This is a genomic window from Acinetobacter sp. YH12043 (assembly GCF_013419915.1).
Classification (GTDB): Bacteria; Pseudomonadota; Gammaproteobacteria; order Pseudomonadales; family Moraxellaceae; genus Acinetobacter.
Window position 1 is genome coordinate 170,866 of record NZ_VOZD01000001.1, and the last position, 14,587, is coordinate 185,452.

Annotated in this window: 9 protein-coding genes and 1 tRNA gene; 7 read left to right on the plus strand and 3 right to left on the minus strand. The window is 43.9% G+C overall.

Going from position 1 to position 14,587, the window contains the following annotated elements:
• Positions 1–18: 18 nt before the first annotated feature.
• The 3 genes from FTU01_RS00805 to FTU01_RS00815 form a co-directional block, all read right to left on the minus strand.
• Positions 19–94, minus strand: a tRNA-Lys gene (locus FTU01_RS00805).
• Positions 95–291: 197 nt separating this feature from the next.
• Positions 292–2,133 (minus strand): long-chain-acyl-CoA synthetase, encoded by a 1,842-nt coding sequence (locus tag FTU01_RS00810; RefSeq protein ID WP_159123912.1) that lies wholly within the window; start codon positions 2,131–2,133, stop codon positions 292–294.
• Positions 2,134–2,306: 173 nt separating this feature from the next.
• Positions 2,307–5,741, minus strand: a complete 3,435-nt coding sequence (locus FTU01_RS00815) for an Rne/Rng family ribonuclease (RefSeq protein ID WP_180137791.1) — start codon at positions 5,739–5,741, stop codon at positions 2,307–2,309.
• Between the two features lie 769 nt (positions 5,742–6,510).
• Here FTU01_RS00815 and FTU01_RS00820 point away from each other — a divergent pair.
• From FTU01_RS00820 to FTU01_RS00850, 7 genes are all read left to right on the plus strand, one after another.
• Positions 6,511–7,479: an RluA family pseudouridine synthase gene (locus FTU01_RS00820; RefSeq protein WP_004781807.1), complete on the plus strand. Its 969-nt coding sequence runs from the start codon at positions 6,511–6,513 to the stop codon at positions 7,477–7,479.
• A gap of 320 nt (positions 7,480–7,799) precedes the next feature.
• Complete coding sequence (locus tag FTU01_RS00825; RefSeq protein WP_159123910.1) at positions 7,800–8,468, plus strand: HAD-IA family hydrolase; 669 nt, start codon at positions 7,800–7,802, stop codon at positions 8,466–8,468.
• 408 nt (positions 8,469–8,876) lie between these two features.
• Positions 8,877–9,674, plus strand: coding sequence for a 2-keto-4-pentenoate hydratase (locus FTU01_RS00830; protein WP_034169840.1), 798 nt, complete (start codon positions 8,877–8,879; stop codon positions 9,672–9,674).
• 22 nt (positions 9,675–9,696) lie between these two features.
• Positions 9,697–10,593 carry an acetaldehyde dehydrogenase (acetylating) gene (locus FTU01_RS00835; RefSeq protein WP_004781810.1) on the plus strand — a complete coding sequence of 299 codons (897 nt, stop codon included), beginning with the start codon at positions 9,697–9,699 and terminating at the stop codon, positions 10,591–10,593.
• 11 nt (positions 10,594–10,604) lie between these two features.
• Entirely contained in the window at positions 10,605–11,624 is a 1,020-nt protein-coding gene (dmpG, locus tag FTU01_RS00840; RefSeq protein ID WP_166138095.1) for a 4-hydroxy-2-oxovalerate aldolase, read from the plus strand.
• A 415-nt stretch (positions 11,625–12,039) separates the two neighbouring features.
• Positions 12,040–13,314 carry an OprD family outer membrane porin gene (locus FTU01_RS00845; protein ID WP_180104574.1) on the plus strand — a complete coding sequence of 425 codons (1,275 nt, stop codon included), beginning with the start codon at positions 12,040–12,042 and terminating at the stop codon, positions 13,312–13,314.
• A gap of 283 nt (positions 13,315–13,597) precedes the next feature.
• Entirely contained in the window at positions 13,598–14,458 is an 861-nt protein-coding gene (locus FTU01_RS00850) for an alpha/beta fold hydrolase (RefSeq protein ID WP_180137793.1), read from the plus strand.
• Positions 14,459–14,587 lie beyond the last annotated feature (129 nt).

A 14,587-nucleotide genomic window follows, 5' to 3' on the forward strand; every position in this document is an offset into this window, starting at 1 on the left:
AGGGGATATCAAATTTAATGGTGGGCCGTCCGCGACTCGAACGCGGGACCAATGGATTAAAAGTCCACTGCTCTACCAACTGAGCTAACGGCCCTGAACCAACAATCAAGCAAGGCTTAATTGTGCAGTGCAAAAGAAACTAAAGAGTTCTGAAAGCACCACTTTGTTTGATGGAGCGTATTGTAGCAAGATCTCATTGCAGCGCAAGTAAAAAATAACAAAGTTGCCTATGTTTGATTATAAATACAACAATTCTGCTTTATCTAAACAAAAAATAGGCAACTTCAGCACTTAGAAACGATATTGATAGGCTTGAATGTTCTCAAAAATTTCTTGAGTCAGCTCACAATACGCATCGCTGCCTGGCAATAAAACCAGCAAGCGTTCATCGGTTTTGTTTGGGTCAAAAGCCTGTTCTTTCAGTTTGTTTTTCTGATATTTGAAGGTACCGGTCGTTTCTACCTGCTTTTGAATGCGTAGAAAAACTGGAACTGCATATGCAGGCAGGCAGCGTTTAAAGGTGCTGACCATATTTTTCAGGTCTTGCTCATCCAGGGTGCTTCCCGGTTGCAGGGTAATCGCAGCCATACCGGCACGGCCATTGGTATTCGGAATTTCTACGCCATAAACCACAGCTTCGATAATTTTGTCATACTCGGTCAGCATGTTTTCGACTTCAGTCGTTGAAACATTTTCACCTTTCCAGCGGAAGGTATCACCGAGACGATCGACAAACTGGGCATGACGGAAACCGATATTACGTACCAGATCGCCGGTATTGAAGTAGGAATCACCTTTACTGAACACGTCATGCATGATGACTGCCTTGTTCTTTTCCGGATCGGTATAACCATCGAAAGGGGAGCGGCGGGTAATTTTACCAATCAATAAACCGGTTTCACCTTTTTTTACCCGTTTGCAGCGACCTTTGGCATCACGCACAGGCTCATTTTTATCTTTATCAAATTCGATAATGGCATAAGGTGTTGGTGAGAAACCGACAGTATTGTCAAAGTTAAAGACATTGCTGAAACCGACATTACCTTCACTTGAGGCATACAGTTCCAGTACCTCCTTGATGCCAAAACGGGATTTGAATTTATCCCAGATATTCGGGCGCATGCCATTACCAATCATCTTGGTGACACGATGGCCTTTTTCCAGTTCAGACGGTGGGGCATCCATCAGGTAGCGGCAAAGTTCACCGACATAACCAATCGCAGAAGCATCAAACTTTTTGACATCTTTCCAGAAGGAAGAGGTGGAGAATTTACGGCGGATGGCAAAAGTACTGCTTCCGGCAATCACCCCACACCAGCACACCACAATACCTGTCGCATGATAAAGCGGCAGGGTGCAGTACATCACATCATCTTTATTCAGGTTCAGGACATGGCCATAGGTGCCATAGGCGAGTGTCCAGCGGCTATTGGTAAAGACCACAGCTTTAGGTAAGCCAGTGGTGCCTGAAGTATAGATATAGAACAGGCCGTCTTTACCCTGTACCGAATGCGTAGTCGGTGTATTGAATTTCGGGAACTGGTCAATCTGCTCTGCCAGGTTGATAAAACCTTCAGGTGCCTGTCCGGGATTTTCTTGCGTATTCTGATCGGCAAACCAGTGAAAACGGTCAGCGGGAATATTAAGATCATGACGGATTTCATCAATAGCAGCACGACACTCTTCACCGACAATGACCGCAATCGGTTTCACCAGATTAATACTATGTGTCAGGACTTTGCCGACCTGAGAAGTATTCACGAGTGCAATCGTGATGCCCAGCTTGGCCAGGCCAATCACACTGGCAATGAACTCCGGACGGTTCTCGACCATCACGGCCACCACATCACCTTTCTGTGCACCGAGAGAGAGGTAGAAATGTGCGATCTGGTTCGCCCAGCCATTTAGGTGAGCATAGGTATAGGACTGATCCTCAAAACGTAATGCAATACCTTCAGAATTACGCTGTGTTGCTTTTTCAAAAGCTAAACCCAGGCCTGCGGGCGTATTGGGAGTACGTAAATAAGCCTGTCGCAGTCCGTTCAGCAGATTAGGGACCTTACTGATGAAGGCAGGGATTTTGGCTGCGACATCTGCAATGCCAATAAGATCGGGTTGGTTCGTCTGGGTCATGGGCGTCCTATTATTTTTCGTATCCAATGCGTTTAATTTATATGCAATAAACGGATGATAGCCATCTTTTAGCGTGTTGAAACTAGAGTAATCAACCTATTCTGACAAAATCTAGCAAAAAAAACCTAGCCACCGAAATGACTAGGTTTTTTAGTTAACTGCAATTGGGCGAATTATGACTCAGTTGCAGTATTGGGTTTTTTCGGTGGACGGCCACGTGGACGACGTGGGCGGGCAGCCGGTTTTTCAGCTTTTGCTACAGCTTCTTCAGCTTTATCGGCTTCCGGAGTTTCGGTAGGTGCAGCTTCGTTTTCTGCTGGAGTTGCTTCAGCTGTAGTCGTTTCAGTGACTTCTTCAGCTGGAGCCTGTTCAGCTTTCGCAGTTTCTACAGGCGCTTCAGCAGCTGGTTCAGGAGTTTGAGTGGCTTCAGTTGTATCAGCACTTTCCACTGCGGCTACTGGAGCTTCAGCAGGTGCAGCTTCAGCACTTTCAGCTTTTGCTTCTTCTGCTGGAGCCGTTGCTTCTGGAACAGGTTCAACCGCAGTAGATTCTGCTTCAGCTTGTGCTTGCTGTTTTGCCTGCTGTAACGCTTGCTCGGCAGCCAGTTTAGCAAGACGGCGACGCTCACGTGGATCATTCGCCACACGTTTCTCTGAAACCGGTGCAGGCGGAGTTAAATCCAGCACAGGTGCAGGTTCTGCTTCAGGTTGCGCTTTGCTGACTTCTACATCGCGAGTTACAGGTTTTTTCTCTGTGGCCGCGGTCGAAACCGTTGCTAAAGTCGCATTATATTCCTGCGTGAACTTTTGCAATGCACGGTTAAATGTTGGTAACAGACCGAACTGTTCAATCAGGACTGAACAGTCTTCACCATAAACATGGCGAATCAGGCTACCAATAGTGTATTGGCCAAGTGTTGGCACCTGTGATGGTGTCAATTGCTGAGTTTTCGCCTGTTGGCCTTGTGCAGCACGACGGTCGCGACGACGTTGACGTGGGTCATTGCTGGCACGCTGTTTTGATGATGACTGAGCTTCAGGCGTTTTCTCTGCAGGAGCAGATGCAGTCACTTCAGCCAGGAACTCTTCCGCAGCTGGTGCTTCTACAGGAGCATCGGCAGGGGCAGTCACTTCAACAGCAGGTTTTGCGACTGGAGCAGTGTCATTCAATGCCACAATTTCGCTTTTCGCCTCGTCAATATTTACCACCATTGCTGTTGGCATCACTTCTTTACGAGGAGCATCGACCAGTTCCACACGAACTTGCTTTTCATTGACTGCTGGCGCTTCAACGGCAGCAGGTGCTTGAGGTGCAGCTTGTTCATTTAGAACACTTGGATCGCGGTGGCGATTTGGACGTTCTGGACGTTGCTGGTTGCGACGGTCACGACGTGGCACGTTTTGCTGTTGCTCATTGCCGTGAGTGTCGCTTTGCTGTGCAGACTCATTGTGGTGCTGACGGCGAGAGTTGCGTTTGTTTTCACGCGCTTCCTGACGTTGTTCCTGACGAGAAACCTGAACCACTTCTTCATGCACCTGATGTTGTGATGCATTATCAGACTGCGCCTGTTCACGTGGCTCTTTGTGCTTGTTGCTACGTGCTTTCTTGTTATGACGCTGTGATTTCTCTTCACGTTCAGCTTTTTCAGACTGATCACGCTCTGGTTTATGGACTACAGTCGATGGCGCCAGATAAGCATTGCCGGTAGTTGCTGGTGCTGCAACAGCTGTTGGCTGTGCGGATACTGCTGGTGTTACAGGAGCAACCTGGCCGAACTGGCCACGGCTCACTGCACCGCCATTCACCATCTGTTCAATAGCAGCAGCAGCATTGTTCGCTGTGCGAGATTGATCAACAGTAGTTGCCTGTTTTTGTACAAACAGGTTTTCTAACCATGCACATGGGCTGGCAGCAGGTGCGGCAACTTGAGCAGGTGCCTGTTGTGCAGCAGGTGCTTGCTGTACGTTTTGCTGATTCTGGTTATTGCGGCGTTTATTGTTTTTGCCGTTGTTTTGCTGCTGAGCAGGTGCTGGTGCAGCGGTATGCGTATGTTCTTCTTCTAAATGCCACTCAGAAGACTCATAGCCCAGTTCTTTTTCGCTTGAACGGGTTGCTTCAGTACGCTCGTAACTTGTCGGTGCGAAACCTTCAGGATTATACGAAATTTCGTAGTGAGGTGTTTCCAAGTGTGGATGTGGAAGTACAGTCACACGTGTATTTGAAGTTTGTTCCAGATATACCAGGCTGTGACGTTTTTCATTGAGCATGAACGCCGCAATTTCTACCGGTACTTCAACCTGAACTTCACCATGACGTTCACGTAGTGCGATTTCTTCCACTTTACGCATAATTGAAAGTGATAGAGAACGCAGGTCACGTACCATACCGGTACCATGACAGCGTGGGCAGACATAACCAGTTGCTTCTTCAAGCGATGGACGCAGACGTTGACGGCTCATTTCCATCAGGCCGAAACGAGACAGTTGGCCGAACTGGATACGTGCGCGGTCGCTTTGAGTTGCTTCACGCAGTTTCGCTTCTACCATACGCTGGTTGCGGTCTTTGGTCATGTCGATGAAGTCGATGACAACTAAGCCACCGATATCACGTAAACGTAATTGGCGAGCAATTTCTTCAGCGGCTTCAAGGTTGGTATTTAACGCTGTATCTTCAACGTCCTGACCGCGAGTTGATTTTGCCGAGTTAATGTCGATTGAAACTAAAGCTTCAGTTTGATCGATCACGATCGAACCGCCTGAAGGCAGTTTTACTTCACGTTCATAAGCAGTTTGAATTTGGCTTTCGATACCGAAATGCGCAAACAAAGGCTCATTCAATGTATAAGTTTTCAGTTTGTCTAACTGAAGCGGCATTACTGCTTTAACGAAGTTATAAGCTTCGTTATAGGCTTGCTCAGAGTCAATCAGGATTTCTGCTACATCATCACGCAGGTAATCACGGATCGCACGAGTTACCACACCTGCTTCCTGATGGACCAGCATAGGTGATGGACCTGAATTTGCAGTGCTTTGGATTTGTGCCCAAAGGTCTAGTAAATGTTGCAGATCAAGCTGTAATTCTTCTTGAGAACGGCCAATGCCTGCTGTACGAACAATGACGCTCATACCACGTGGCACATTTAAAGAGGCCAGCATTTCTTTCAGTTCTTCACGTACTGAACCAGAAATCTGACGGCTGATACCGCCACCTTTCGGGTTGTTTGGCATCAGAACCAGATAACGACCAGCAAGTGAAATGAAAGTAGAAAGGGCAGCGCCTTTATTGCCGCGCTCTTCTTTTTCCACCTGAACCAGAAGTTCAGTACCTTCAGTAATCAGCTCACGGATATTTGAAGTTTGGCGAGGATCGGCTTTGTAATAAGAGTTTGCGATTTCACGCATAGACAGGAAGCCTTGGCGACCTGCGCCGTATTCAACGAATACAGCTTCTAAAGAAGGTTCAACGCGAGTCACGTGACCTTTATAGATATTAGATTTTTTTTGTTCACGGGTACGATTCTCTAAATCGAAATCGTAAAGACGCTGACCAGTGACAAGTGCAACGCGAATTTCTTCGGCATGTGTTGCATTAATCAACATACGTTTCATGGGTGTAACACCTTATAGTGATACACAGCAAAAAATCGCTATTCACGTAGCGAACATCACACATCACGGATCAATGGCCCAGATCTCCAATGCTTGGCATTGTGGTCTGAGTCTTTTATTCCCGGCGTCTACTTGAATATAGATCAGCTTCGGTATTTTGATTCACGTATTGATGATGGCAATACGGCTTCAATCTTTAAACGATTAAAGTCACCTGAACGTTTCACTGGCGGACAAGCGGTGCATTAGATGTGAGTAACTTTCACTGTCACATTGCTCGAAGATCATCCCTTCTTTATAGAAAGTGTCTTGATACGGAATTGTCGTCGTATCTTTACAAACTGTGCAGATCCAATGCATCAAACGCTGTAGCCTGAAGTCGTCTTCAGGGTGCGACTAATCTGATGTGTATCAGTTTACGTTTAAAAACCAACTAGGTTGGCGACATATTTTTTCAGACAAACTGATTTATGTACCTGAGGTACAATTAAACGCAACAGTTTGCTTTGTTTGCCGATATAATAAGCCTTCGGCGTCGGCATAATTCTTTTGGGACCTTCCCGTATCATGTGAGTCTTTAATTGAATAATCAAGTTCAGAGAAATCTGAAATGCTTCAACTTTTACTCACAAACGATGGTTTCCGTGCGCTGACTATATCAAACCTTGCATCATCTGCCTATGGGCTAAGCTTATGTTTCTTGTGTAAAGCATAACCTAAGTGATCATTTTTTAATCAATTTTAGTATTTTTTGGGTCATAGTAACTGTATGAATTCTACACAACAATGGCAAAGCGTCACTTGGTTTGAAGTGGATGAACATCAAGATGGACAGCGAATCGATAATTTCTTGTTCAGTCGTCTGAAAGGGGTGCCTAAAAGTCGGATTTATCGTCTGATTCGTGAAGGACAGGTTCGCGTCAATAAAAAACGTATTAAGGCCGAAACCAAACTGGCGATTGGCGACCAGATTCGTGTGGCACCCATCCGTTATGAACAAAAAGATGAATCAGAAGCGCCGATTTCGGACAAGGTGGCTCAAGGTCTTCTGTCACGTGTGGTATATGAAGATGAAGGCTTGATGGTTGTCAATAAACCATCGGGTATTGCTGTGCATGGCGGTAGCGGTGTGGCGTATGGCCTGATTGAAGGCCTACGTGCTGCAACAGGTAAAAAATACCTGGAATTGATTCACCGTATTGACCGTGACACATCGGGTCTGGTGATGATCTCGAAAAAGCGCAGTACCTTAAAAACGCTACAAGATTTATTACGTGAACATAAGATTAAAAAAACTTATGCCGCTGTCGTGAAAGGGCAGGTAACGCTAGATAAGCAACTCATTGATGCACCTTTGCATCGTTATGAACTTTCTAATGGTGAGCGCCGTGTCCGTGTCTCTAAAGAAGGCAAAGAGTCTAAAACCCAGTGGAATGTGGCAGAGCGTTTTATGCATGCGACACTGGTGTATGCTTCTCCATTGTCTGGTCGTACCCATCAGATTCGTGTACATGGTCTCAGCATTGGTCATCCGTTAGTGGGTGATGAGAAATATGGTCACGAGACTGAATATCGTGGACCAAAACCACGTCGTTTATGTCTGCATGCGATGCGCTTAGAAATTCCGGGTTATCCGACGATTGAAGCGCCTTTGCCTGAAGATATGCAGAGTCTTGTAGCTCAGCTTCGTGCGCAAAAGGCGGATAAGGTGGTAATACCTACGGAAGATGACGAGTAATTTTTAGCTTTTTAATGAGTCTTATCTTGCTTTACTTGAGTGGGAGAAATTTCCCTCTTTATTAGAGATGATTCAAGACAATTTCTAAATCAATGAAGGGCGACATGGATGTCGCTGTTACTCTGTGGTACAGGGACGTGCCATCAGAGTAACAAAGGATTTTTGCTACTTTTCATCCTTGAAAAGTAGATAATACCTATACGAAAACAGCTGCTCACTGATGTTAATTGTGGTGGGGAATTAATTTAACTCACCTCTCCCAAACCCTCTCCTAGAAGGAGAGGGCTTAAAGACACTGAATCAAATACTAGGAACCTTATATGAATTCACCTGTAAAACTGGTCATTTTTGATTGGGATGGCACTTTATTTGATTCAGTGGGGCAGATCGTGTCGAGCCTGCAGTTTGCTGCGCAGCAGTTTCAGCAACCGCTGACTGATGCAGATGCGAAAAGCATTATTGGCCTAGGTTTACCAGAAGTCGCACAGCGACTATTCCCAACTGTGCCAGAATTACATGCGGATATTTTGCAGGCCTATTCAGATCATTATGTGGCGAACTCTGTTGAAGATGCGTGGTTTGAAGGCATATCTGAAATGCTCTATGCATTAAAGGATGAAGGCATCAAACTGGCAGTGGCGACAGGTAAAAGTCGTAAAGGTTTAGACCGGGTACTAAAACAAACGAATAGTCTGGAACTATTCCATGCCACTCGTGCTGCCAGTGAAACCCGCTCGAAGCCGGATCCTTTAATGCTGGCTGAAATTCTGGCTGAAACTGGTGTCAATGCGCATGAAGCGATTATGGTCGGTGACACTTCTTATGATCTGGAAATGGCGATGAACATTGCCATGCCAAGTGTAGGTGTGACTTATGGCGTACATACACCGGAAACTTTGGCACAGTTTAATCCACTGTCGATTGTAAAGGATGTCAGCAGTTTGCATGACTTTTTATTGGCTAAAGTCCAATGGAAGGAAGCGATTTAATTCAGTATCTTAGTCATTCTTCAAGATCCGGCATTTTCTGAAATAGAAGATGCGGATCAATGCGGTAGATTTGAACAACTGATCTTATCTTTTAGTCTAAAGTTGTGATTACAGTGGTTTTGTTCTGTCATGATTGTTGAGTTATTTAGTTGGATATAACTTAATTCATAATTATAAGATTATGTTTTTAATTGATTTTTATAAATTTAATTTATAGATAATAGCTATTGCAAAAAATAAAATAACTATTGGCATTCACGTCGTATTTTTCCCATCCTAAAACTGTTTATTCATATGCCCGTACTAGGCGCAATTGTTTATTGGAATGATCGAAATGATCAGGTCAGAACATTTTGCTTGTCTTAGTTCTCGGCATAAGCCTCATTTTTGCAGTTTAAGGAAACATTGATGTCGAATTCTGCTGTTGTTGAATCAGTTGCACAAGCATTACGTACTGCTGAACTCTCAAAAACTGCGATCGCACCGATTCGCCCGGAACTTGGTGGTGAAAGTGCTGACGTAGATATTGCCTATGCCGTTCAGGAAGTAAATACCGAGCGTGCTCTGGCGGAAGGTCGCCGTCTGGTAGGTCGTAAAATTGGTTTGACATCGAAAGTGGTTCAAGCACAGCTTGGCGTAGATCAGCCTGACTTCGGTATGTTGTTTGCCGACATGGCCTATGGCGATGGTGAAGCAATCCCTGCAGGTTTGCTGATTCAACCGAAAGTTGAAGCTGAAATCGCATTGGTCATCAAAGAAGATCTGACTAAAGCAAAACACACTTATGCAGACATCATTAGTGCAACTGACTATGCACTTCCTGCTGTAGAAGTGGTCGATAGCCGCATCGAAAACTGGAAAATCAGCCTGATTGATACCGTAGCTGATAACGCATCTTCTGCTGCATTCGTTCTGGGCTCTAAGCCGGTCAAACTGGAAAACCTTGATCTTGTGAACTGCAAGATGGTCATGACACGTGGCGACGAAATCGTTTCTCAAGGCGTGGGTAAAGCATGTCTGGCAAACCCGTTAAATGCTGCGGTATGGCTGGCAGATGAAATGGTACGCCGTGGCCGTCCATTATTAAAAGGCGACATTATTTTGACTGGTGCTTTAGGTCCAATGGTCGTGGCTCAGCCTGGCGACGAATTCAAAGTTGAAATTGAAGGCTTTGGTTCAGTAACAGCTGCTTTTGCTGCTGAATAAGGGAATACAAGAGAGTACATTCATGAAAAAGATTAAATGTGCATTGATCGGTCCAGGTAATATTGGTACTGATTTGCTTTATAAACTGCAACGCAGCGAATGGTTAGAACCAGTATGGATGGTGGGGATTGACCCAACTTCTGAAGGTCTAGCACGTGCAGCAAAAATGGGTTTAAAAACCACTGCTGAAGGCGTAGACGGTTTGCTGCCTCACGTAGTTGAAGATGACATCAAAATCGCCTTCGATGCAACTTCTGCTTATGTACATGCTGAAAACAGCCGTAAGCTGAACGAGCTTGGCGTGTTAATGATTGACTTAACACCAGCTGCAATCGGTCCTTACTGCGTACCACCAGTAAACCTTGAAGCATTGCTTGAACAAGGTGAAGTGCCAAACGTAAACATGGTAACTTGTGGCGGTCAGGCGACTATTCCGATGGTGGCTGCGATTTCTCGCGTTCAGCCTGTGAACTATGGCGAAATCATTGCGACTGTATCTACTAAATCAGTTGGTCCTGGTACACGTAAAAACATCGACGAATTCACGCGTACTACTGCTGGTGCAATTGAGAAAGTCGGTGGTGCGAAACAAGGTAAAGCGATCATCATCATTAACCCGGCTGAGCCACCACTGATGATGCGTGATACTGTTCACTGTCTAGTAGAAGGTGAGCCAGATCAGGCAGCGATCACTGAATCTGTACATGCGATGATCCTCGAGGTTCAAAAATACGTACCAGGTTACAAACTGGTCAATGGTCCAGTATTTGATGGCAACCGCGTATCGATCTTCCTTGAAGTTGAAGGTCTGGGTGACTTCCTGCCGAAATATGCAGGTAACCTCGACATTATGACTGCAGCAGCTGCACGTACCGCAGAGATGTTTGCAGAACGTGTTTTAAATGCAGTTGAAGCTTAAGGAGCACCTTCATGTCTAAGATTATTATTAATGATATGACTTTACGTGATGGTATGCATCCAATGCGCCATCAAACTACACCTGAGCAAATGGTTGCGATTGCAACTGCGCTGGATGATGCAGGTGTACCTTTAATCGAGGTAACACACGGTGACGGCCTTGGCGGTAACTCTGTGAACTACGGTTTCGCAGCTGCAACTGATGAAGAATACCTGAAAGCGGTTATTCCAAACCTGAAACAAGCAAAAGTATCTGCGCTGTTACTTCCTGGTATTGGTACGGTTGATCACCTGAAAATGGCGCATGATGTAGGTGTAGCAACCATCCGTGTTGCAACTCACTCTACTGAAGCAGACGTTTCTGAACAGCACATTACTGCTGCTCGTAAACTGGGTATGGATACTGTGGGCTTCCTGATGATGGCACACATGGCTTCTCCAGAAAAACTGCTTGAAGAAGCGCAAAAAATGGTGTCTTACGGCGCCAACTGTATCTATGTAACTGACTCTGCAGGTTATATGCTGCCGCAAGACGTGACTGACCGTGTTGGTATTTTACGTGCTAACTTAGGTTCAGACATCGAAATCGGTTTCCATGGTCACCATAACCTAGGTATGGGTGTTGCGAACTCTGTTTCAGCAGTGCAAGCAGGTGCAACACGTGTTGACTTGGCATCAGCTGGTCTAGGTGCTGGTGCAGGTAATACTCCACTTGAACTGTTTGTTGCGGTTGCAAACCGTATGCAAATGGAAACTGGTGTTGACCTGTTTAAAGTACAAGACGTTGCAGAAGATCTGATCATTCCAATGATGACTCATCAGATCCGTGCTGACCGTGATGCTGCAACTCTGGGTTATGCAGGTGTTTACTCTTCATTCCTATTGTTCGCTAAACGTGCTGAAGCAAAATATGGCGTATCTGCTCGTGAAATTCTGCTTGAGCTTGGTCGTCGTGGCACCGTTGGTGGTCAGGAAGATATGATTGAAGATTTGGCATTGACTATGTCTAAAGCGAAAGAGCTTCAAGCTTAATAGTTAAAAGCTAAATTTTAAAAAAAGCGTCCGAAAGGGCGCTTTTTTATTTATTTGAATAAAATGAATAAGATATTAAAACGATAGAATAAGATATTTTAATTATTACTATTTATTTTAAGAAAATAATCACGCACATTTCCTTAAACATAAAAACGATAAATAAAAAGTTATTTTTAAATAATAAAAAAATAATAGCTGTTTATATAATAGAAAACATGGATTTATATTGATTATCTGGTTAATTTTTTATTTTAGTTAATTGTTTATAAATATAAGTCTTTTTCAAATTTCAGCATACTTATTCTATCTATAGAGATTAATAGAAAAATTTTAATACTGTAGTCGGATTTTTAAAAAAACTAGAGTTGAGCATGATAGCGGCATAGCTTAATTTGATTACTAGGAATAAGCCATGCGTCGTCAAAACTTATGGATAGCAATGCTTGCTGCAACAGCAAGTTTAGGAACAACTGCAGCGAATGCAGATTTTATTGACGATAGTAATGTCCAGCTTAAATTTAAAAACTTTTATCTAGATCGTCAGTATCAAGATGATTTTTCTTCACGTAATTGGGGTTCTTGGTCACAAGGTGTGACTTTGGATGCGAAGTCAGGCTATCACGATATTGGTGGTGGGGTGCAGGTTGGTGCAGATGTTCTGGTTCAACATGCAGTTAAACTCAAAGGCCGTGATCAAAATCCGGATTGGGTGTTGCCTCACGATGGTAAAGAATCTAAAGATCATTTTGGTAAAGTTGGCGCAACCTTAAAAGCTAAAGTTTCTGAGACTGAGCTGAAAGTGGGTGAGTTATTGCCTGTATCTCCAGTGCTAGTATTTGATCCATCTCGTCAGCTCATCACTACTTATAGCGGTGCATGGTTAGAATCTAAAGAGATTAAAGATACCAAACTGACTTTGGCTTATATTGATAAAATTAATAATCGTTACGACAATCAGTTCCGTGATTTAGCTTTATTTTCTCCAGGTAGAACTTTACCTGATGGTACACAAGGTCATTATGACTTAGGTCCTGAATCTGATGGTATGTGGATTGCCGGTGTAGATCACCAGTTCACGCCTGAAATTGGTGGTAGCTACTGGTATGCAGATGTTCAAGACATCTACCAACAGCATTACTTGGGTGTGAATTACAAAACTGCGCTAGGCGAAAAAACCAAATTAGATAGCCATGTGCGTTATTTTGATAACTCAGATTCAGGTGACAAACTGTATGGTGATATTGATAATCAGGCATTGTCAGTAGGGGCAAAACTTAATCATGGTGCGCATACCGTAGGTCTGGGTTATCAGCAAATGTTTGGTGATACTGCATTTCCATCACTCGGCGGCTGGGTGCCGCAGCCTTATCTGGTGAACTGGGGCGTTGCAACCTTTACTGCACCAGAAGAAAAGTCATGGAATATTTCTTATGGCTATGACTTCTCTGAAATGGGTGCCAAAGGCTTAAATGCGACTGCAGTTTATTTCAAAGGTTATGATGCTCAATCAGGTGATCAAAACTTTAATACTGATGAGTTAAATCTGATTGCGAATTACACTGTTCCAGAGGGTAAGTTAAAAGGATTAGGCATTCAAGCGATGTATATCGATGTGAATTTTGCTAATCCTACTAAACCAGATCTTCAAGAATACCGCGTAGCGACGACTTATACCCATAAATTCTAAGTTAAGCGCATTTTAAGGGCAGTCAGTATTCTGACTGCTTTTTTTTGAGTTAAGAACTTAATCAAAGCCTTAAATTAAACAGGGTTTTAAATTTAAAATAATTAATTAAAACAAATACTTAAATAATATATTTTTTGTAGTATGCAATCGTAATTTTATATCAGTTGAAGACAGTAGAGCGGTTAATATAAGACGGTAAAAAGATCATTTTTAATGAGTCAACTTGACGTCGAATTCTCGTCATCGAGGAACACGCAAGCAAGAAACTGTAAGAGGAATCATGATGAGCACTGTTCAAATCCCTGATTATAAAACAGATCCTTTCTTCGGCTTAGAAGACAAATGGATTGAAACTGCAGAAGGTGAGTTGACTCACTACCATGAAATTGGTGAAGGTACGCCTATTCTGTTCCTGCACGGTTCAGGTACGGGTGTGTCTGCTGCTGCAAACTGGTGGTTAAACCTGCCTGCAATTGGTGAACAAGCACGTTGTATCGCAATCGATACCATTGGTTATGGTCAAACTGTGGTTGCACCAGGTACTGCTTATGGTATCCGTGCCTGGGTTGATCACGCGATCCGTACTCTAGATGCTCTTGGCATTGAAAAAACCTGGTTGGTAGGTAACTCTTTAGGTGGCTGGTTGGCATTCCAATTGGCACTGGATTATCCAGAGCGTGTTTTAGGTATTGTATCTATGGGTACCGGCGGTGCAAAACAGACTGCTGCACTTAAAGCGCATGCAAACCCTGTACTGACTGAAGAAGGTATTAAGAAAACACTTTCTATGTTTGTCGTGAACAAAGATCTGATCACTGACGAACTGGTGAAAGTACGTTTTGCTTCTGCTGCAAATGACTATGCATCAAATCGTTTGATGGATGTAGTGGGCGCACGTGACCGTGACCGTTTCGAATTCCCGTTAGACTTCGAAAAAATGAAAGACATCACTGTACCTGTATTATTGATTCATGGTACTCAAGACGTGGTCATTCCGGTTTCTCGTACTTGGGACATCCTGAACATCGTGCCAAATGCTGATGCACATATTTTCAGCCAATGTGGCCACTGGTCTCAAGTTGAAAAAGCAGATGAGTTCAATACTGTCATTAAAAACTACCTGGCTGTTCACGGCGTAAAATAAGTCGTAGCTCGGTGAAAAAGGATGGCTTCGGTCATCCTTTTTTTCTTTCTAAAATATTTAATTTACAGCTGCCAAATGAGTGTCATTTCATTCAGTGAATTTTTTGAATGTTTTTAATGCCTTTTAGCT

Excerpts from the sequence above, each read along its gene's own strand:
- FTU01_RS00810 (WP_159123912.1), bottom strand. The coding sequence starts at position 2,133 with ATGACCCAGACGAACCAACCCGATCTTATTGGCATTGCAGATGTCGCA.
- FTU01_RS00815 (WP_180137791.1), bottom strand. The coding sequence starts at position 5,741 with ATGAAACGTATGTTGATTAATGCAACACATGCCGAAGAAATTCGCGTT.
- FTU01_RS00820 (WP_004781807.1), top strand. The coding sequence starts at position 6,511 with ATGAATTCTACACAACAATGGCAAAGCGTCACTTGGTTTGAAGTGGAT.
- FTU01_RS00825 (WP_159123910.1), top strand. The coding sequence starts at position 7,800 with ATGAATTCACCTGTAAAACTGGTCATTTTTGATTGGGATGGCACTTTA.
- FTU01_RS00830 (WP_034169840.1), top strand. The coding sequence starts at position 8,877 with ATGTCGAATTCTGCTGTTGTTGAATCAGTTGCACAAGCATTACGTACT.
- FTU01_RS00835 (WP_004781810.1), top strand. The coding sequence starts at position 9,697 with ATGAAAAAGATTAAATGTGCATTGATCGGTCCAGGTAATATTGGTACT.
- dmpG (WP_166138095.1), top strand. The coding sequence starts at position 10,605 with ATGTCTAAGATTATTATTAATGATATGACTTTACGTGATGGTATGCAT.
- FTU01_RS00845 (WP_180104574.1), top strand. The coding sequence starts at position 12,040 with ATGCGTCGTCAAAACTTATGGATAGCAATGCTTGCTGCAACAGCAAGT.
- FTU01_RS00850 (WP_180137793.1), top strand. The coding sequence starts at position 13,598 with ATGAGCACTGTTCAAATCCCTGATTATAAAACAGATCCTTTCTTCGGC.